At 46.5% G+C, this 19,449-nt stretch carries 18 protein-coding genes; 10 read left to right on the forward strand and 8 right to left on the reverse strand.

Features of this window, described 5'->3' with window-relative positions:
- Positions 1 to 140: 140 nt before the first annotated feature.
- The 4 genes from AC5JPY_RS04810 to AC5JPY_RS04825 form a co-directional block, all read right to left on the reverse strand.
- Positions 141 to 887, reverse strand: coding sequence for an amino acid ABC transporter ATP-binding protein (locus AC5JPY_RS04810; RefSeq protein ID WP_493842674.1), 747 nt, complete (start codon positions 885 to 887; stop codon positions 141 to 143).
- Between the two features lie 69 nt (positions 888 to 956).
- Positions 957 to 1,694: an amino acid ABC transporter permease gene (locus AC5JPY_RS04815; protein WP_319051306.1), complete on the reverse strand. Its 738-nt coding sequence runs from the start codon at positions 1,692 to 1,694 to the stop codon at positions 957 to 959.
- Positions 1,694 to 2,530, reverse strand: a complete 837-nt coding sequence (locus tag AC5JPY_RS04820) for an amino acid ABC transporter substrate-binding protein (RefSeq protein WP_319051307.1) — start codon at positions 2,528 to 2,530, stop codon at positions 1,694 to 1,696. The genes AC5JPY_RS04815 and AC5JPY_RS04820 overlap by 1 nt, the downstream gene beginning before the upstream one ends.
- Before the next feature lie 287 nt (positions 2,531 to 2,817).
- A complete protein-coding gene (locus tag AC5JPY_RS04825) occupies positions 2,818 to 3,603 on the reverse strand; it encodes a UTRA domain-containing protein (protein ID WP_493842673.1) in 786 nt (261 codons plus the stop codon).
- A gap of 305 nt (positions 3,604 to 3,908) precedes the next feature.
- Here AC5JPY_RS04825 and hutU point away from each other — a divergent pair, with 305 nt between their 5' ends.
- The 10 genes from hutU (at position 3,909) to AC5JPY_RS04875 (ending at position 14,253) form a co-directional block, all read left to right on the forward strand.
- Positions 3,909 to 5,630: a urocanate hydratase gene (hutU, locus tag AC5JPY_RS04830; RefSeq protein WP_493852261.1), complete on the forward strand. Its 1,722-nt coding sequence runs from the start codon at positions 3,909 to 3,911 to the stop codon at positions 5,628 to 5,630.
- Between the two features lie 63 nt (positions 5,631 to 5,693).
- Entirely contained in the window at positions 5,694 to 7,256 is a 1,563-nt protein-coding gene (gene hutH, locus AC5JPY_RS04835) for a histidine ammonia-lyase (RefSeq protein WP_493852262.1), read from the forward strand.
- Positions 7,257 to 7,283: 27 nt separating this feature from the next.
- The gene (gene hutG / locus AC5JPY_RS04840; RefSeq protein ID WP_493852263.1) at positions 7,284 to 8,324 is read left to right on the forward strand and encodes a formimidoylglutamase; all 1,041 of its coding nucleotides are present in this window, start codon (positions 7,284 to 7,286) and stop codon (positions 8,322 to 8,324) included.
- Between the two features lie 62 nt (positions 8,325 to 8,386).
- Positions 8,387 to 9,712 carry an imidazolonepropionase gene (hutI, locus tag AC5JPY_RS04845; RefSeq protein ID WP_493852264.1) on the forward strand — a complete coding sequence of 442 codons (1,326 nt, stop codon included), beginning with the start codon at positions 8,387 to 8,389 and terminating at the stop codon, positions 9,710 to 9,712.
- Positions 9,713 to 9,955: 243 nt separating this feature from the next.
- Positions 9,956 to 10,318 carry a roadblock/LC7 domain-containing protein gene (locus AC5JPY_RS04850; protein WP_040641606.1) on the forward strand — a complete coding sequence of 121 codons (363 nt, stop codon included), beginning with the start codon at positions 9,956 to 9,958 and terminating at the stop codon, positions 10,316 to 10,318.
- A gap of 189 nt (positions 10,319 to 10,507) precedes the next feature.
- Complete coding sequence (locus tag AC5JPY_RS04855) at positions 10,508 to 11,002, forward strand: PAS domain-containing protein (RefSeq protein WP_493852265.1); 495 nt, start codon at positions 10,508 to 10,510, stop codon at positions 11,000 to 11,002.
- A gap of 3 nt (positions 11,003 to 11,005) precedes the next feature.
- Complete coding sequence (locus tag AC5JPY_RS04860) at positions 11,006 to 11,755, forward strand: PhnD/SsuA/transferrin family substrate-binding protein (RefSeq protein WP_493852266.1); 750 nt, start codon at positions 11,006 to 11,008, stop codon at positions 11,753 to 11,755.
- Positions 11,756 to 11,854: 99 nt separating this feature from the next.
- Positions 11,855 to 12,484: a hypothetical protein gene (locus tag AC5JPY_RS04865; protein ID WP_493852267.1), complete on the forward strand. Its 630-nt coding sequence runs from the start codon at positions 11,855 to 11,857 to the stop codon at positions 12,482 to 12,484.
- 62 nt (positions 12,485 to 12,546) lie between these two features.
- Positions 12,547 to 13,161: a hypothetical protein gene (locus AC5JPY_RS04870; protein ID WP_319051318.1), complete on the forward strand. Its 615-nt coding sequence runs from the start codon at positions 12,547 to 12,549 to the stop codon at positions 13,159 to 13,161.
- 414 nt (positions 13,162 to 13,575) lie between these two features.
- Positions 13,576 to 14,253, forward strand: coding sequence for a class I SAM-dependent methyltransferase (locus AC5JPY_RS04875; protein ID WP_493852268.1), 678 nt, complete (start codon positions 13,576 to 13,578; stop codon positions 14,251 to 14,253).
- 18 nt (positions 14,254 to 14,271) lie between these two features.
- On the opposite strand, the gene AC5JPY_RS04880 is transcribed toward AC5JPY_RS04875, so the two are convergent.
- From AC5JPY_RS04880 to AC5JPY_RS04895, 4 genes are all read right to left on the reverse strand, one after another.
- Complete coding sequence (locus tag AC5JPY_RS04880) at positions 14,272 to 14,841, reverse strand: GNAT family N-acetyltransferase (protein WP_493852269.1); 570 nt, start codon at positions 14,839 to 14,841, stop codon at positions 14,272 to 14,274.
- Positions 14,842 to 14,866: 25 nt separating this feature from the next.
- Positions 14,867 to 15,622, reverse strand: coding sequence for a nucleotidyltransferase family protein (locus tag AC5JPY_RS04885; protein WP_493852270.1), 756 nt, complete (start codon positions 15,620 to 15,622; stop codon positions 14,867 to 14,869).
- The gene (locus AC5JPY_RS04890; RefSeq protein ID WP_493852271.1) at positions 15,619 to 16,914 is read right to left on the reverse strand and encodes an XdhC family protein; all 1,296 of its coding nucleotides are present in this window, start codon (positions 16,912 to 16,914) and stop codon (positions 15,619 to 15,621) included. Before AC5JPY_RS04890 ends, AC5JPY_RS04885 begins: the two co-directional genes overlap by 4 nt.
- A 109-nt stretch (positions 16,915 to 17,023) precedes the next feature.
- On the reverse strand, positions 17,024 to 19,447 hold the full coding sequence (locus AC5JPY_RS04895; protein ID WP_493852272.1) for a molybdopterin cofactor-binding domain-containing protein: 2,424 nt from the start codon (positions 19,445 to 19,447) through the stop codon (positions 17,024 to 17,026).
- Between the last annotated feature and the right edge of the window lie 2 nt (positions 19,448 to 19,449).

Below are 19,449 nucleotides of genomic sequence, written 5' to 3' on the forward strand. Positions count from 1 at the left end.
TTGGTTATGTCGATAAAAAAGCCCCAACCATGACTGCATGATTGGGGCTTTTTAGTTTATCGTTTTCTGCTTTAGCAACTGACTTAATAACACAGACTGTAAGCGCTAAAAATACGGTAGACAGTTCGAGTGATTCGATTCTACTTCTGATCAATACGCTGTAAAAATGCCTGCGTACGCGGATGCTTTGAATCTTCAAATAACTGCTTGGCACTGCCCTCTTCGACAACAACACCGTCTTCGATCAACACCACATGATCAGCAACGTCACGAGCAAAGTTAATTTCGTGAGTCACCACAACCATCGTCCAGCCCTCAGACGCGAGCTGCTTCATGGTTTCAAGGACATCTTGTACCAACTCTGGATCGAGCGCTGATGTTGGCTCATCAAACAGTAGTAACGACGGCTCAATCGCAAGCGCACGGGCGATGCCAATACGCTGCTGCTGACCACCCGATAGCTGAAATGGATAGAGATCAGCTTTATCCGATAGCCCCACCTTATCGAGCAAGACCAATGCCTGCTCGCGTGCCTGCGCTTTGCTTTGTCCTTGTACCACCGTAGGACCAAGCATCAGATTCTCAATAGCTGTCTTATGCGGGAACAAATTATAAGATTGAAAGACCATGCCTGATTTGCGCTGTAACGCTAGCAGCTTTTTTTTGTTTGGTTTGGTCGCAAAGTCAACGCTTAAGCTGTCATCATCAAACGCAATCACGCCTTTGTCAGGAATTTCTAGCGCATTAAGGCAGCGCAAAAACGTGGTTTTGCCCGATCCTGAAGGCCCTAATATAACAACCACTTTGCCTTTATTGATAGTCAAATCGATGCCTTTGAGCACCTGATTGCTACCAAAGGTTTTATGGATATTAGTGACTTTGATCATAAAAATTCCTGTTGGGCTGGTCTATATTTGCGAGTATCTATTGAGCCATGATTTGTTTTGCCGCATGACTTATTTTGCCACGTAGCGATCAAGGCGAGTTTCAAGCTTACCTTGGATAAAGGTCAAGAACAGACAGATACCCCAATAAATAACCGCCGCTTCTGTGTACACCAGCATAAACTCGTAGTTACGAGCGGTAATGATTTGCGCTTGTTTAAACAGCTCAGTGACCAACACCAGTGATGCAAGCGAGGTATCTTTTACCAAACTGATAAAGGTATTAGACAATGGTGGCACCGACACGCGTAGTGCCTGCGGTAAGATCACATGACGAAACGTTTGCAAGTACGTCAAGCCAACGGTAGAACCTGCTTCCCACTGTCCCTTTGGAATCGATAAAATCGAAGCTCGTACTGTCTCTGAGGCGTATGCGCCAATATTTAGAGAGAACGCAATAATCGCTGAGGGAAACGGATCGAGCTTGACGCCGACACTAGGCAAACCATAAAAGATAATAAATAGCTGCACCAGCATCGGCGTACCGCGAATCGCAGACACATAGATACGTGCCAAGCGATAGACGATCTCATGAAACCAACCAGCACGCGGTACAATCCGAATCAAAGCGACCGTAAGAGCAATCGCCATACCAATCGCAAACGAGATTAACGCCAGTGGTATCGAATAATAAATACCACCTTTGAGCATTGGCCAAAATGACGAGATGACAATCTGCGCCCGATCAGGACTCATAAATGGCAATAATGCCAACAGTTCAGCGAGCACAGCGGTGATAGACGCTAACATTATTTTTGTTGACTTACATCAGCACCAAAGAACTCTTCGCTAAGCTTGGTGAGGGTGCCATCAGCGGCAAGCGCTGCCATTGCTTCATCCAATTTTGCCACGACTTCGTCATCGCCTTTGATGAGTACTAGACCTGAGCCTGTTTGCTCACTAGCAGGTGCGGTCAGTTTGATCTCGAGATCAGAGTCTGGGAATTTTTTGAGATAATCGAGTACGGCAAGATTGTCGTTCATCGTAAAATCAGCACGGTCTTGCTTGACCAATTGGATCGCTTGCGCCATACCGTCTACAGGGACAATTTCTGCGCCATATTTTTCTGCCAGCTCGCCATAGTTACTGCTGAGTGATTGGGCGGTACGTAGGCCTTTTAGATTATCCCAAGAGCTGTAACGATTGTCATCCGTTGGTGCTAGTGCAACCGCACCTGACCAGCTATAAGCCATAGATTTGTCATATTTAGCCAAACGTTCAGGAGTCGTTAAGCTCACTTGGTTAGCAACCATATCGAAGCGTTTTGAGTCCAAACCTGCCAGCATGGCATCCCACTGGGTCTCTTTGAACTCGACTTCTACGCCTAGCTTATCGGCAACGGCACGCGTCACTTCGACGTCATAGCCTGTCAGCTTGCCACTCTCATCATGATAGGTGAACGGAGGATACGTACCCTCTGTACCGACGTTGATGGTACCGCCGTTATTGATACGTTGCAGCAAATCAGAACCGCCTGTCGCTGCACTGTCAGTTGCGGTAGTATCGGCTTCATTGGTAGATGACTGACCACAAGCGGCAAGGAATATAGTACTAGCGGCAAGGGCTAAAAGAGTACGACGTTTCATAAGACGTCCTTATAAGAATGGATAGAGTGAATATCAACAAATAGGAAAAAGCCGATACACAAGGACAGTACAATAGCTGCTCTATAATATTCGGCTTTGGCTGCTCGATTTGAGGTTACTCAGCATATTTTTCAATGCTGTTTGGATATTATTTTTCAAAAGTATGGATGTACAATTGCGGCTACATAAGAAGCCATGACGGCTCAATAAATAACAACTTATGGATATAGTAGCTCATTTTGGATAGCACAAACGTACAAAATCAGTGAGTATACGTAAGACAGTCACTATAACCTACCTGAGAACTGGTAACGATCGCCAGCATGCCACATTTTGACAAAGGTCACTACTTGACCTGCTGAGTAAGTTTGCCTGCGTAGTACTAGAGTTGGGGATTGCGGGGTAATCTGCAGAGCGTCTGCCACCTCGTTTGGCGCTGCAAGTGCGCGGATGGTATAGCTGCCACTCTCTAGCGGTATTTTTTCAACCAGATAATCACTAGTATTGACGACCGTAAAGTCCTGCTCGATAAACTCTGGTGCCCTCTTAGCATCAACCCAGCGCTCTTCAAACTGTATAGGCTGACCATCTGCGAAATGGATGATCTTTACCTCATAAAGAATAGGCGCATCGCCCAAGCTGTCTATACCAAGGTTACTACCCGTTTCATTTGCATCAGCGCTTGGACTAACAGGCGCTGCTACTTCATCAATACCGAATTTGCGACGTAATTTATCACCAATCATAGCAGCAGTCATCGCACGCTTGCTCACGACTTTGGCTTCATAGTCACGATTGGCTGATTTGAGGTCCTCTGCGATATTACGCACTTCTACAAAGGTATGGTTAAACTGCTGCTGCGCGACAAACGTACCTGAGCCTTGACGGCGTTCCAATACCCGCTCCTCGCTCAGCTCTTTGAGCGCGCGATTGACCGTCATCCGTGATACGCCAAACTCTTCAGCCAATGCCATTTCAGTAGAAATCGCCTTACCTGCCTGCCATTTACCAGAATGAATATTGTCTAATATGGCATTTTTTATACGTTGATATGCTGGAGTTGTCTTCGTCATGTTCGTCTTTAACCGTCAATTCTGCTCACAATAATGACAGCATAATATCATGAGACCACTGTGCAAACCTCAGCCAAAATGCCTGAGCAGTAAGCAATTTGCTAAATCAATAACAAAAATAATGAGTGGGCAAATAAAAAATCCTTGCATGAAAAAATAATCTTTGATAATTTGTATATACAAATATATAGCAGCACTTAAAATATTGATTGAACTACTCGATATTTCGATGAATTTATAGGCTGCTTGTCAAACACTGACTATGACTACTCTATTGCCCTATTTGTTATTACAAGGATATGACCATGACTACCGATAATGGAACCAACAATAAGCTAACTCGCCGTGATGAGTCTCGTGATATCGCTGCGCCTACTGGTGGCACACTACATTGCAAAAGCTGGCTGACCGAAGCGCCTTATCGCATGCTGCAAAACAACCTACATCCTGATGTCGCTGAAAACCCAAAAAGTCTGGTCGTCTACGGTGGTATCGGACGCGCTGCCCGTAATTGGGAAAGCTATGATCAAATCTTAGAGTCACTAAAAGAATTAGAAGATGATGAGACGTTGTTGGTGCAATCTGGTAAGCCTGTAGGTGTTTTTCAGACGCATGAAAATGCACCACGCGTGTTGATTGCAAACTCTAACCTTGTGCCGCGCTGGGCGACATGGGAGCACTTCAATGAGCTCGATCGCAAAGACTTATTTATGTACGGTCAGATGACGGCAGGTAGCTGGATTTATATCGGTACGCAAGGCATCGTACAAGGCACATATGAGACTTTTGTGGAAGCCGGTCGTCAGCATTATGACGGTAGCTGGGCAGGTCGTTGGATTTTGACCGCCGGTCTTGGCGGTATGGGCGGCGCACAGCCACTAGCCGCGACTTTTGCAGGTGCAACATCACTGAATATCGAGTGTCAGCAGTCTAGTATCGATTTCCGCTTGCGTACGGGTTATGTCGATAAGCAAGCAGATAACCTCGACCATGCTTACGAGTTAATCAAACAACATACCGATGCTGGCGAAGCTGTTTCTATCGCCTTACTTGGCAATGCCGCAGATATCTTACCTGAGATGGTCAAACGTGCCAAAGCAGGTGGCGCTGGTGGCATGAAGCCTGACTTAGTCACCGATCAAACCTCAGCACATGACTTAATCAATGGCTATCTGCCAAGCGGCTGGACAGTAGAAGAATGGAAAGCCGCGCAAGAAGATCCAGAGCAACATGCCGCACTGACCAAAGCCGCTGCCCAATCTTGTGCCGTACACGTACAAGCGATTTTGGATCTGCAAGCGATGGATATCCCAGCGACCGATTACGGTAATAATATCCGTCAGGTAGCGTTCGATGAAGGGGTCAAAGATGCCTTTAACTTCCCAGGTTTTGTGCCTGCGTATATTCGTCCACTATTTTGCCAAGGTAAAGGCCCTTTCCGCTGGGTAGCGTTATCAGGCGACCCAGAAGACATCTATAAAACCGATCAAAAAATCAAAGAGCTGTTCCCTGAAAACCAACATATCCATCGTTGGCTCGATATGGCAAAAGAGCGTATTCAGTTCCAAGGCTTACCTGCTCGTATCTGCTGGTTAGGGCTTGGTGAGCGTGACAAAGCAGGTTTGGCATTTAATGAAATGGTCAAAAACGGCGAGCTAAAAGGCCCAATCGTCATTGGTCGCGACCACTTAGACACGGGTTCTGTTGCCAGTCCAAACCGCGAAACCGAAAGCATGAAAGATGGCTCAGATGCGGTATCTGATTGGGCATTATTGAATGGCATGCTCAATGTTGCGGGCGGCGCAACGTGGGTATCACTGCATCATGGCGGCGGCGTTGGCATGGGCTACTCGCAGCACTCAGGCATGGTTATCGTTGCAGACGGTACGGACGCTGCAGCTAAACGCTTATCACGCGTGTTAGTCAATGACTGCGGCTCAGGGGTTATGCGTCATGCCGATGCAGGTTATGAGCTGGCGATTAAAACTGCAAAGGATTATGGTCTAAACTTGCCAATGATTAGATAATAAGCATCGCCTTAACACCATAAAAATAATTAACTATACGACTATGCAACTAGGATTACCCTTATGAGCAACATCAAACAATTGACCCTACATCCACGCCAGCTTAGCTTTGAGATGCTACGTGAAATCTATGATCAGCCCGTGGTATTGAGCTTGCCTGAGAGCGCTTATGAAGCGATTGATGCCTCGCACGAAGATGTGCGCACGATCATTGCCCGTGATAAAAGCGCTTATGGCATCAATACTGGTTTTGGCTTACTTGCCAAGACACGTATCAGTGATGACCAGCTTGAGCTGCTACAGCGTAACCTGATCATTTCTCATTCGGTAGGTACTGGTGACGCGCTACCAGACGGTGTGGTACGACTGATTATGGTGATGAAGGTTGCTAGCCTAGCACAAGGCGTTTCTGGTGTACGCCGCGAGGTGGTTGATAGCTTACTTGGTTTGATCAACAATCAAATCACGCCAAACATTCCCGCCAAAGGATCGGTTGGTGCATCTGGTGACTTGGCGCCATTATCACACATGACACTTGCAATGATGGGCGAAGGTGATGTCTTTGTTGACGGTAAAAAAGTGCCAGCTGCTGATGCTCTAGCCCAGCATGGACTAAAGCCGATTACACTGGCAGCCAAAGAAGGCCTTGCTCTCATCAACGGTACGCAAGTATCAACCGCACTAGCATTACGTGGTTATTTCTTAGCACGGGACTTGCTTGAGACAGCGACTATCGTCGGCTCGCTATCGATTGATGCCGCCAAAGGCTCAGATTCACCATTTGATGCCCGTATTCATGACGTACGTGGTCATCATGGTCAGATAGAGATCGCCAAAGCGCATCGTCAATTGATCAAAGGCAGCGCTATTCGTGCCTCGCACGATGGCGAACAAGATGATCGCGTACAAGACCCTTACTGCCTACGATGTCAGCCGCAGGTCATGGGTGCTTGCCTTGATATCATCAACCAAGTAGGAAAAACGCTACTCATCGAATCCAATGCGGTGACAGACAATCCGCTTATCTTTAATAACGAAGATGGCCCGGTCGCCATATCAGGTGGTAACTTCCATGCCGAGCCAGTCGCTTTTGCCGCGGATATTTTAGCCTTGGCAATCGCTGAGATTGGCTCGATGTCTGAGCGCCGTGTGGCCTTGCTGATTGATGCAACGCTGTCAGGTGGTCTGCCGCCATTCTTGGTCGATAACGCTGGGGTCAACTCAGGTTTTATGATTGCGCATGTGACCGCCGCAGCACTGGCATCGGAAAACAAATCTATCGCCCATCCAGGCAGCGTCGATAGTATCCCAACTTCTGCCAACCAAGAAGATCATGTATCCATGGCAACATATTGTGCACGCCGCCTATACGAGATGGCACAAAATACCGCCACTATCATCGGTATTGAGCTACTAGCTGCTGGTCAAGGCATTGACTTCCATCGAGGACTCGAGACGTCAGAGCCGTTGACGGTGGCACATCAGAAACTACGTGAGCAAGTGACGTTCTATGATAAAGATCGCTACCTAGCCCCAGATATCGAAGCCGCCAAACAGCTAGTACTAGACGGTACACTTGCTGAGCATTGGCAAGAACTGCGTCGCGACTGGTACGAGTCTAAGTAACCGTTAATTGGTTAAAGGAGAGCAACGATGACAGTAGCAACCACACCCATTAACCATACACCTGCTGATATGACCCAGTGGACAGGCCGTGCTGAGCCGTTTGAGACTGCGCGCGCCCGCTACTGGTATCAGCTTGCCCAGCCTTATGAGGCTCAAAATATCGGGTTAGTTGGTTTTGCATGTGACCAAGGCGTCAGACGTAATCAAGGGCGTGTGGGTGCAAGGGCCGCCCCGCCATTGATTCGTCACGCGTTCGCTGCATTGCCAGTCATTGCCGAGTTGCAACAACGCTTTGACGATCAACTACCATCCTTACTCGGTGATGCGGGTGATGTTCACTGTCATGACAACGACGGCTTTGCCGAGCGTACACTTGAGCAAGCTCAAATCAAGTATGCCGATGTAGTCAGCACTATCATCAAACAAGGTGGACTACCCATCGGATTGGGCGGTGGTCATGCCATCGCTTACGGCAGCTTTTTGGGATTGTGGCAAGCGTTAAAAGAAACAAATGATACAACTGTCAGCACATCCGCAGCACCGACAATCGGAATCATTAATTTTGACGCCCATCTTGATATTCGTCAGTCTGATGTGGCGACCTCTGGGACACCGTTTCGCCAAATTGCTGAGCACCTTGACGCACACGAGCAGCCCTTTCATTATTGCTGTATAGGCGTCAGTCGCTTTTCTAATACTGCCGCGCTCTTTGATCGCGCTGAGCAACTGGGCGTGCAGGTCATCAGCGATGAAGACTGTCATTATCGGCCTTGGAATACAATTGCTGAGCAGGTCAAAAGCTTCATAGATCAGGTTGATATCGTGTATCTCACCATCGATATGGATTGTTTGCCATCTAGTGTCGTTCCAGGTGTGAGCGCACCTGCCGCCTTTGGTATTGAGCTGGGTTTTGTTGAGCGTATGGTCAAGATGATCATGTCATCAGGTAAGGTGAAAATGACCGATATTGCTGAGATTAACCCGACCTTTGATGTTGATAGTCGTAGCTGCAAAGTCGCTGCTCGACTGCTGGCAACGATTATAGAGCAGCACTTGCTTAGCGCTTAGATCTTACAAGTAAAGGTCTTGCAAACAAAGATCGCTCGCCTCCCAATCATTAGGAGCATACTATGAATGAATCAGAAAATTTTAAGAATAAGACGCTCGATAAATCTACTATGACATCGTTTGATCACCTTATTATCAATGCCAATATTGCGACGTTTTCAGCGCATTATGGTTTCGATATTTACGAGAATTCAGATGCTGATAACGTCCCATATGGTCAACTACATGACGCGGCTATCGGTATTAAAAACGGTAAAATTGCTTGGCTTGGGGCACAGGAGCAAATCGCTACTCATCTGCCTCATTATCAAGAGAACCAAATCACAGACGCCGATGGTAAATGGCTAACGCCTGGACTCATCGATTGTCATACACACATTGTCTATGGCGGCAACCGCAGCAATGAGTTCGAAGCGCGGTTGCAAGGTGCCAGTTACCAAGACATCGCAGCACAAGGTGGCGGTATTGTCGCGACCGTTAGCGCGACCCGCGAGGCTAGTATTGAATCGCTATTTGCCCAAAGTGAAAAGCGCCTAGTCGCGCTTATGAAGGAAGGCGTTACCAGCATCGAAATCAAGTCCGGTTATGGTCTCGACTTAGACACTGAACGCAAAATGCTTACTGTCGCTCGCCAGCTTGGCGAAAAGCACGGAATTCATGTGAGCACTACTTATCTAGCTGCGCACGCCTTACCACCTGAATATAAGTCTCACATGCAGGACCGTGCGGACGACTATATCGAGCAAGTCTGCGAGTGGTTGCCCATTCTACACTCCGAAGGCTTGGTCGATGCGGTCGATGGCTTCTGTGAAAACATTGCGTTTAGTAGCGATCAAATCAGACGCGTTTTTGAGGTCGCGCGCTCCTTAGACCTGCCAGTCAAACTACACTCTGAGCAGTTATCTGACATCGGCGGTAGCGCTTTAGTTGCTGAATACAACGGGTTATCTAGCGACCATTTAGAACACTTATCAGAAACTGACATAGCGAAGATGGCTGCTAGCAACACGGTTGCGGTGATATTGCCCGGCGCGTTTTATACGTTACGTGACACCAAGCTGCCACCGATTGAGGCACTGCGCAAGCATCGCGTCCCGATGGCGATTTCAACTGACTGTAACCCTGGCACCTCACCGTTAACGTCGCTGTTGTTGACAATGAATATGGGCTGTACGCTTTTTTACCTCACCCCTGAAGAAGTACTGGCAGGATCGACGGTTTATGCGGCGCAGGCTTTAGGACTCGCTAATAAAGGAAAAATCGAAGTTGGCTGTGATGCTGATTTGGCACTATGGGATATCGCCCGCCCTGCTGATTTGGCATACCAAATGGGTCTCAACCCTATCCAAGGCATTATGGTTCAAGGACAATGGCGCGAGACCATATAGTCAAGCTACCTTTATTTATCTCAATTAAAAAGCCCCAGTCATTCAATGACTAGGGCTTTTTTTGGCAAAAATATTAAAAATTTTATGAGATCAAAGAAAAAAAATTCATAACCGCACTTTAAATAGGGATTTACTATATCAATATATTTAGTAAGGATTTATAATACCCTTTTTTAAAAAGGGTTATTTTTGGCTAACTATAGTTCATAAATAAAAATTAACACACAGTATAGAGAAAGCGATATGCGTACAGATTCATTTCAACAGATATTGGAAGACTTAAACAGCTCATCAGCAGATGTTGAAGCATCTGCCCTAATCTCTAACGATGGTCTGATGATTGCCTCAGCTCTACCAACTGGCGTTGATGAAGACCGTGTTGGGGCGATGTCAGCGGCACTGCTATCATTGGGCGACCGTGCAGGCCGTGAATTGGCACGCGGCAGTATTGATCGCATCATGATTCAAGGCGAAAAAGGCTATGTGATCATGACTTCATCAGGCGAAGAAGCAGTGCTCACCATCATGGCAAAACCCAATGCCAAGCTTGGCTTGATATTCTTAGACATCAAGCGTGCTTCAGAAGCCCTTGCAAAACTCATTTGATTGGTAGCTTTAGCTTTTAACAAGCACCTTATCTATTCGCTTTTTAATTATTATAAACATAGTCGGTTCAATATGATTTGGATACAAGGAAGCCAAGTGAAAGCCCTATAACTAGTAGACTAAGCAAGGCTAACACCATATCCAATTTATAGAGCATTGACGACATAACGACTAACGAAGGAGATGACCATGGGTTCTCCAATCCCTGATGCACACAAGCCTGACCTGCCTGCTGAGCAAATCACCCTAACCTATTATGATGGCACGTCGCGGACTGTCTATGATACGGGAATAGAACGTCCTTATCCCGACGGCAAATTGATTGTCTCGCGTACCGATCTAGACGGTATCCTCACTCACGTCAACGATGCCTTTGTCGAGATTAGTGGGTATAGCGTTGCTGAGCTCATCGGTCAACCGCAATCTATCTTGCGCCACCCTGATATGCCAAAAGCCGCCTATAAAGACCTATGGGATACCGCTGAATCTGGACAAAAATGGCATGGCTATGTCAAAAACTTATGCAAAGACGGTAGTCACTATTGGGTATATGCCACTGTCGTACCCAATGTTCGCCGCGGCGAAACCGTTGGCTATACCTCAGTACGCCGCAAGCCATCACGCAGCAAAATCGAAGCGGCGATGTTGCAGTACGCCCAAATGAAACAAGATGAGGAAGGCTAAATCATGACGACACACAATATGTTAATCGCCCCTGATTTCTCGCCTGAGCGCTTTGCAGGCTGGCATATGTTCAATACCTTGATACAAAAACGTGCCAACCTAAACATGCACCTAAACATCCCAGCATCACATGCTGAGCAAGAAGCATTGATTGAGGCAGGTGATATTCAAATTATCTATGCCAATCCTTTTGATGCAGCCGCCCTCATCCGCGAGCAAGGCTACCGCGCCATTGCGCGACCTATCGGTAAGTCTGATGAAATGGTCATTGCAGCAGCGGCCAATAGCAATATCAACTGCTTAGAAGATATCCATGCGGGTGCAACTGTCGCCATGGCAGACAACCGCGACGTCAAGCTGATTGGCTTACGTTTGCTAGAAGCTGTCGATATAGAAGAATCTGATCTCAACTGGGATGTGACTGAGACCTATCAAGCAGCCGCCCGAAAAGTGATCAAAGGCGATGCCCAAGCTGCCTTTTTCTTAGCGGAGATCTTCCACAGCTTCTCACGCTTGACCAAGACTCAGCTATCGGTACTTATCGAAAGTGACTTGGCTGATATCAGTCATGTACTCCTGATCAAAGAAGACTTTCCCGATGCGCAAATCTTCCTAGAGGCCGTTCTCAATTTGCATAGCGATGACGATGGTAAGGAAGCCTTGACTGAGCTTGGTATGCCTCAGGGGTTTGAGGCAATGAGCGAAGAAGATGCCGAATTTATGATTGATTTGATGCAGACGTTATTGGACTGATCGCTTATTCGCTTTATTGATATCGCACTTCGTTTTACGGAATGAGGCTGTGGCTTGTTGCGCTTATTACAATCACGGCTATGATACAAGGATACTATGATGTCTGATGCAGACCTGATCGAAGAAAATGAGAAAGTGGCGCACCGAGTATTTCGACTTTACTCGCGCAAGGTGTTTTTGGCACCCAATAACCGTCACTTTCATGAGCAGCGCATCAACGCCGCCTTACTGATGACTGAAAAAGAACCGTTACAAGGCGCTGTGGCGGACTTTTTCTATGGGTGTTGGTTTGATATTCCGTACGATGTCAACAATCTCTTTACGCGTATCAAGGATCGTTTATATCCTGATGCCCAGCAAGGGTTTCGCGATTGTATTGATAAAAAGAGCTACATTCAGCGCAATAGTATGCTTGCTACTCGCTGGAGCGTACTGGTGTCACCGTCGCTCAATGAGCAAAAACAACGACTGCGTATCAGTAGCGATGATGCCAAAGAAATTGCTAAAGATATCACAAGCGAGCTGATGCAAGCACGTGCTAATCAAGACTGGGGCACCATTGAGCAAATTGAAAATGAGTTTTTTACCTATTGTACGGTGCGCAACGATCGTCTGGCATTTTCCTTAGTATGGTTTAGATTGGGTAAAAGTGATTGGCAGTTTGATGAGCGCTGGGACAATTGCCAACAGCATCTTGATCAAACCATTAGACCTTCTACTACACGATAGATTGTCATTCGTTTATCACCTTAAATATTTTTTACCACCCTTTCATCACTACGGTAGCCGCTATGTCTTCTTACTTAAATGCTGATAAAACCTATCTAACCCTCACGCCCGCTGGTATTTTTGAGGCATTTTCACAGAATGAGCCGACTGACGAGCAGTTAGCACTACAAGATTTATTGTCTTACGGACAGACATTACTCGCTGCTGATTGGTTACAGCGTTATTCTGATATCTGGCTACAGAGCTTTATCGAGCAAGGCTGGATTGAAAAACTGTCCTTGCTTTTACCTGCACCCAACTTACCTTTAGATCAGTTTTTGCCTTATGTGGTGGCAAGCTTGTCTGGCAAACGCCGTGCAGCGATCGGCTCTGATGAAGGGTTTTGTCTGGCTCGGATTGGCTACAGTCAAGAAGAAGCGGACATGCTCAGTGTTGCTGCCGCTGATTTTTCGGGCTTTATGCTTCGTCAAAAACAGCGCGGCTGGGCAGTAGAGAGTCAAGCGATTTCGTTTTTTCAGCAAGTTGATTTGCTCATTCCTGAGACAAGTTTTGTGTTTTTATGGATCGATGGTGCAGGCTATGTGCTTATTATCGAAGGTGAGCCTTTGACCAACAGTCGCGCCTTTGTAGAGCTAGTATGGGCATTAAAAACATCTGGGCTAAAATTTCTTAATTGAACCAGTTAAAGCGACGCTTAGTATTAGTACACCAAACTAATAAAATAACCTTTCACGCTAGCCTCATCATTCGTGCGCTTATATCCACTAAAGCGCACAATATTTTTCATTACTCTTTATAAATTCTCACACATCAACGCTTCTCGTACTTTTCTCGATGCCATGCTTTAGTTGTAGCTAAGCTGATGCAGCAATAACAATACCTTCAGAATTAACAATAACTTGTCACTATTTGAGGCATACTCTTCTCACGCTTATCTTGTTGCCGATTAAATTTCTGCCAGATGTCAGCTTCTACAAAATCGAGTTTTACACCATTTCCAAGATTTAAATTATCGCCTTCAACGTCCTACCTTACTGAAAGTGGCAACCTCTGCCAGGCTTTGCATTCTTGCTTCTTTTTTAGGACAGTTTATGACTTCGCTGACCACCGTGCGCGTGCGCTATCAAACGATCGAAATTGGCAACACTGACATTCATGTGTGCACTTTGCGTGACAATCAACAATTTAGCGACCCTAATGATGAGGCGTTAAATTTGGGTATTTGCTCGGCGTCTTGGCCGATGTTTGGCGTCATATGGCCATCCAGTTTGGTACTGGCCAATCATATGCTCGATTACAATATTGCGGGTAAACGAATTTTGGAAGTGGGCTGTGGCATGGCGCTATCGAGTCTCCTGCTCAATCATCGCCATGCAGACATCACAGCGACTGACTATCATCCAACGGTTGAATATTTCCTTGATAGAAATACCACGCTCAATAATAACAAAGAGATCAATTTTGAGCGCTTAGACTGGGCAGAGGACAATAGCCACCTTGGCAAGTTTGATATGATTATTGGCAGTGACTTGCTCTATGAAGACCAGCACATTGATATACTTGCTGAATTTATCGAGCGCCATGCCTTACCGACCTGTGAGGTCATCGTAGTCGACCCTGGCCGTGGTCGCAAAAACAAACTGACCAACAAGATGATTGAGTATGGCTATAGTAGTCAACACGTCAAACCTGAAAATACGACTTATCTAGAGTTGCCGTTCAAAGGGCATATTTTGACATTTTCAAGAGCAGCCGTATCAGATGAATAGTCAGATAAATAGAATGCGTTATGCTCTAAGGACTTGCCATTGCTGCCGCGTAATTTTGTATAGGACATGCTCAGCAAGTGGGTGCTTGGCATCAAGCATAGGGTGATAAAAATTCTCCTGTGTGTTGGTCATACCAAGGCGCTGCATAAGTTTTTGCGAACGCTCATTAATCACCGCAGTGAAGGCAACGACGTCGCTAAGTTCTAATATCTCAAAAGCATAGCGCAAAGCAGCCTGCGCGGCCTCGGTCGCATACCCTTGTCCCCAATACTCACTATGCAAGCGCCAAGCAATCTCGACAGCAGGAGCAAATGGCATATCGGCATGCGCATTATTTAACCCAACCATACCGATAAAATCATCATTTCTACCTGAGCCACCTTTGCGACTCACCGCCCAAAACCCCCATCCATTATCCTCAATCAGCGTCTGGCATTTTTTAGCGATAATGTTACTCATAGAAGTGGTTAATAATTTAGGAAAGTATTCCATCACTTCGGGATTGGCATTCATCTCAGCGAATGGCGTAAAATCACTCGCTTGCCACTGTCTAAGGTACAGTCGTTCTGTTTCTATTATGCTTGTCATGTCGGTCGCTTAATACTTGTTATCGCTAGGATTTCTTATCCAGCCAGCCTCGTTGTTTGGCATAGATGAGCTGCTCGGGCGTATCAATATCATAGGTAAGATTATCGTTGATCACTGTACCTATTTGATCGGCTGGTAACCTTCTAATCAAATATCGTAACCCTTTATCTCCTGCTAACATTGCCTGCCATTGTTTAAGCAGCTTATAGTTAATTGCTAAAGGTAGACCAATGATATGGTTTGCAGGTTTTCTAGTAGCAGAGTTTTTATTAGATTCCGCTTCGTCCAAATTTTGATGCTTTTCTAAACGCTGCCAACTACAATAGCCACTTGCCACCACGGATTGATCACCAGCCAACAATGCGGTTAAATGCGACTCATCTAATAAAACTTGATCAACGCCCATAATAAGCACGCGCTCGATTGAATCAGCATCAAGACTGGCAATTTCAAAACTAGCAATGGTCTCAATACCCAAACACAAACTGTCCGCCATGCCGGTGTCAGGTTTTGAATTTAGCACCGCTTGAACCGCTGGATATTGTATAGCCAGCTCTGTGACTGCACTGGCAATTGCAGGATGCTTATCAGGAATCACCACGACAATGAATTGCGGATTGGTGCTCGCCGCCAATCGGATTATATAATTAATCAACGGATCGCCATTCTTAACAAGTAGCTGTTTAGGTTGACCTAGACGCTGACTAAGGCCACTTGCCAATATGATGACCGCATGATTTTGCTCCTGTCTATCATTGTCTTCTAAGACGATATTACTCATACGGTACTCGGCACAATATCAGCGTCCATATTACCAACGCTTGCTGCCAAATTCGAGACCTCACTGTGAGAGCCTTCTACTGATGCAGCTTGCCCATGCATGACTGCATTTATCTGCGCCATGATGCCAAGTGCGAGGGCTTCAGGGCCATCTCCGCCAAGCTTATAGCCAATCGGATAGTGCAATTTATGGATACCAGCATCCATGATAGCAGGATACTCCATGTTGGCGCTTATCTCATTGATCAAGCGTTCGGTACGATAACGCGGCCCCAACTGACCTAAATATCTATAATTTTGCGAATGTCTTAGCAGTATCGCCAAGCGAGCGCGGTCTTGGGACAGACTGTGAGACATCAAAGCGACCGCTGCATTATCACTCAGTGTCAGCAAGGTATCACTATCCTCTAAAGATAACGACATTACTGCATCTGCCTGAGGAAAACGCATACGAGTCGCATATTGCGTGCGGCTGTCTATGACCGTGACATGCCAGTCTTGTAGCTTTGCCATCGTCACCAGTGGCATCACGTCATTACCCGCGCCGCAAATCAATAAACGCACTTGTGGTTGCAAGCGTTGTACGAGCCACTCAGTAGTTACCTCATTCGTTTCTATGGTCACGTATTCGGTATTGCCCTCAGACAGCTTGTATTCTGCTAACTTTTCTACGATATCGGCAATTATATTCGCAGGGTCTATTATCTCTTGTTCGGGCAAATCTTCCGAATCGTGATGTTCCTCTAAATTGATGCGCATGCCTATTGTCAACTCGGTATTCTGATAACCGTTGTTGCGAATTAAAGTAGCAACCATAACTGGCTGCTGAGTTCGCCGAACCTGACAAGTTAAATCCAGAAATGGTACGGCTGTTGCCAGACGCTCAAACAGCACATGGACACGTCCATTACAGCCGAGTCCAAAGTTCAACTCATCAAAGTCTAGGCCATCCAATTCATCTAAGTTGTCTGACTCAACATCTGCGTCGCTTGCTTCTTTGTTGATCGCTACCTGCGCTTGACCGTTTTCTGTATATTCAACGTCATCACCGGTCTGATAGACTTGCACAGTAGCACCGTCACGCGTGAGCCAAAAGGCACGTTTGATGATATGTGGCTCCAAGCAGCCCCCACTAATCATCCCCACTGAGCGGCCATCTTCACAGATGAGCATCATCGCACCAGCACGGCGATATGCTGAGCCCTCAGTATGTACGACCGTTGCCAATACAGCATCGACCCCTTGCTGCTGAGCGTCACTTGCCAGTTTAAGAATATCAGCGACTTGATTCATAACGTCTCTTATTTAATGATTATTTTTTGATAATGTTGAAACATACTACCGATTAATTTGCAAAAACCCGCTCAATAAGCGGGTTTTCGTCATATATAAACTTATAAAATTACTCTGGCATCTCATACAGCAGCTTGTCGAGCGTAATTGGGAAATCGTAGACACGAACACCGACAGCGTTGTAGACGGCATTGGCAATCGCGGCAGCCGCACCTGCGATAGCCGTCTCACCGATACCTTTGATATGCATTGGGTTAGTATACGGATCATCCTCTTCTACCAAGATAACTTCCAACTGCGGTACGTCTGCATTGACTGGCACATGGTACTCGGCGAGGTCGTGATTACAGAGACGACCGTCACGTTTATCATGGATAACTTCCTCCATTAGTGCTGAGCCGATACCGAACACCATGCCGCCGTAGCATTGTGAGGTTGCTGTTTTGTGGTTAAGAATACGACCAGCGGCAAATGCACCTGTCATACGCTTGACCCGAATCTCACCAGTCACCTTATGAACAGCGACTTCAGCAAAGTTAGCACCAAAAGACGACTGACGATACTTTTTGCCATTCTTGCCCGGCTTTATCTGACCTTTAGCACTGACTTTTTGCTCATCATAGCCAGCGACCACCTCTGCAAGCGCGTAAGCATCTGTATCATCAAAATCATACTCTTGTGATGCTGACTCTCCTGATAATGAAAGCCCTGTGGTTTGCGATAGCTTATCAATAGTACTATTAGCAAATGATTGACCACCCTTCTTAGCCGCTTCTACTGCCGTTAAATCATGCTCGCCTGTTTTCTTGATTTGACCATTGTCCAACTGAATGTTATCAGGATACAGACCAACTTTTTCTGCTAGCATTTCACGCAGCTGCTCGCAAGCTAGGTAGACACTACTACCAGAACTCGCAGCGCCCCAACTACCGCCTGAGCCTGATGCTGGTGGCAATGCACTGTCACCTAACTTCATTTCGACATGATCGATAGGCAGTCCTAGCAGGTCTGCAGCTACCTGAGAAAACACCGTATAAGACCCTGTACCAATGTCTGTCATATCTGTCTCGATAACAGCTTTGATACCGAGTGCTTTTGACTCATCTACCTGTAGGGTTGCACGTGCTTCAGATGCCTGTAATTGGTTGCCGCGAGCAGCAGCAGCCATGCCTGTACCTATCCACCAGTCACCTTCTAGCTGACTGGCAGGTTTTGCATTTCTTTTATCCCAACCGAACTGCTTAGCACCTTGCTCCATACACTCAATCAGCTTACGTGTCGAAAATGGAATGTCTTTGCTAGGATCTTTTTCAGGTTCATTGCGACGACGCAGCTCGATAGGATCAAGCGCTAACTGGGTAGCCAACTCATCCATTGCACACTCAACGGCAATCATACCAACCGCTTCCCCAGGCGCACGCATTGAGCCGGATAACACTTGGTTCATGTCTACCATTTCATAATTTACACGGCGGTTTTTGCCACTATATAGATAGTGTGTAGACAAGGCAGTTGGCTCAAAGAAAGCCTCATCTGGCAAATTACTAGAGATCGTATCGTGAATCAATGTATCGATCACACCGTCATTGTTCGCACCGATTGCGATACGCTGACGCGTGTTTGAGCGTCTGATTGTCGCCTCCATCACTTGTGGACGCGTCATAGTGATCAGCACAGGGCGACCAAGATCTTTTGCAGCAATCGCCGCCGCAATAGATTCAGGAGCAATACCAAGCTTACTACCGAACCCACCACCGACATAGTGTGCGATCAGTTGTACCTGATCTTTGTTCAAATCTAGAGCATCCATGACCTGCTGTTTGCAAGACGCGAGCATCTGATTGGCGGTATACAGGACTAGCTTATCGTCTTCCCAATGAGCCAACGTCGCATGGGGCTCCATCGCAGAGCTGTTTTGACTTGGCGTATGATAAAAGCGATCAACGGTCACTGCCGCATCAGCTAAGCCTTTATCCGGGTCACCTTGGACATAGTTTTTGTCAGAGCCTTTCTGCTCATCGACCGCGTGTGCATTAGAGAGCTCTTGAGTAAAGTTCAATGCTGCCTGATCAGTCTCGTCTGTATAAGTAACCTTGAGCGCCTTCGCGCCTTCTCTCGCTGCTTCGAAAGTCTCAGCGATGACTACCGCGATGGGCTGACCATGATAAAAAATCTCAGTCGCTCCCTGCGTCGGTGCTTTTTTTAATCCACCTTGTTGAGAGTTACGTAAAAAATGCTCAGGATCGGTCACAACCTTAATAATATTAGGAATGCCTTTGAGCGAATCGTTATCAATGCTCTTAACTCGCCCTTTGGCAATTGTCGCACCTACCAAGACACCATACGCTTTGTTGTCTAGATGTATCTCAGCACTATAATGCGCTTGCCCGCTGACTTTTAATGAGCCATCGACACGATTGATCGGCTTGCCGACTAGCTTACTTGCCGTTGAGCTAAATAGCGTTTCAACAGGCTCATCCATGGTCAGTTTTTTGGTCGGTTCTGACTGCGTGATTGATTGTAATAGTGCCATAA

The organism is Psychrobacter sp. H27, assembly GCF_059072655.1.

Coding starts and splice junctions, on each gene's coding strand:
- AC5JPY_RS04810 (WP_493842674.1), bottom strand. CDS start 887: ATGATCAAAGTCACTAATATCCATAAAACCTTTGGTAGCAATCAGGTG.
- AC5JPY_RS04815 (WP_319051306.1), bottom strand. CDS start 1,694: ATGTTAGCGTCTATCACCGCTGTGCTCGCTGAACTGTTGGCATTATTG.
- AC5JPY_RS04820 (WP_319051307.1), bottom strand. CDS start 2,530: ATGAAACGTCGTACTCTTTTAGCCCTTGCCGCTAGTACTATATTCCTT.
- AC5JPY_RS04825 (WP_493842673.1), bottom strand. CDS start 3,603: ATGACGAAGACAACTCCAGCATATCAACGTATAAAAAATGCCATATTA.
- hutU (WP_493852261.1), top strand. CDS start 3,909: ATGACTACCGATAATGGAACCAACAATAAGCTAACTCGCCGTGATGAG.
- hutH (WP_493852262.1), top strand. CDS start 5,694: ATGAGCAACATCAAACAATTGACCCTACATCCACGCCAGCTTAGCTTT.
- hutG (WP_493852263.1), top strand. CDS start 7,284: ATGACAGTAGCAACCACACCCATTAACCATACACCTGCTGATATGACC.
- hutI (WP_493852264.1), top strand. CDS start 8,387: ATGAATGAATCAGAAAATTTTAAGAATAAGACGCTCGATAAATCTACT.
- AC5JPY_RS04850 (WP_040641606.1), top strand. CDS start 9,956: ATGCGTACAGATTCATTTCAACAGATATTGGAAGACTTAAACAGCTCA.
- AC5JPY_RS04855 (WP_493852265.1), top strand. CDS start 10,508: ATGGGTTCTCCAATCCCTGATGCACACAAGCCTGACCTGCCTGCTGAG.
- AC5JPY_RS04860 (WP_493852266.1), top strand. CDS start 11,006: ATGACGACACACAATATGTTAATCGCCCCTGATTTCTCGCCTGAGCGC.
- AC5JPY_RS04865 (WP_493852267.1), top strand. CDS start 11,855: ATGTCTGATGCAGACCTGATCGAAGAAAATGAGAAAGTGGCGCACCGA.
- AC5JPY_RS04870 (WP_319051318.1), top strand. CDS start 12,547: ATGTCTTCTTACTTAAATGCTGATAAAACCTATCTAACCCTCACGCCC.
- AC5JPY_RS04875 (WP_493852268.1), top strand. CDS start 13,576: ATGACTTCGCTGACCACCGTGCGCGTGCGCTATCAAACGATCGAAATT.
- AC5JPY_RS04880 (WP_493852269.1), bottom strand. CDS start 14,841: ATGACAAGCATAATAGAAACAGAACGACTGTACCTTAGACAGTGGCAA.
- AC5JPY_RS04885 (WP_493852270.1), bottom strand. CDS start 15,622: ATGAGTAATATCGTCTTAGAAGACAATGATAGACAGGAGCAAAATCAT.
- AC5JPY_RS04890 (WP_493852271.1), bottom strand. CDS start 16,914: ATGAATCAAGTCGCTGATATTCTTAAACTGGCAAGTGACGCTCAGCAG.
- AC5JPY_RS04895 (WP_493852272.1), bottom strand. CDS start 19,447: ATGGCACTATTACAATCAATCACGCAGTCAGAACCGACCAAAAAACTG.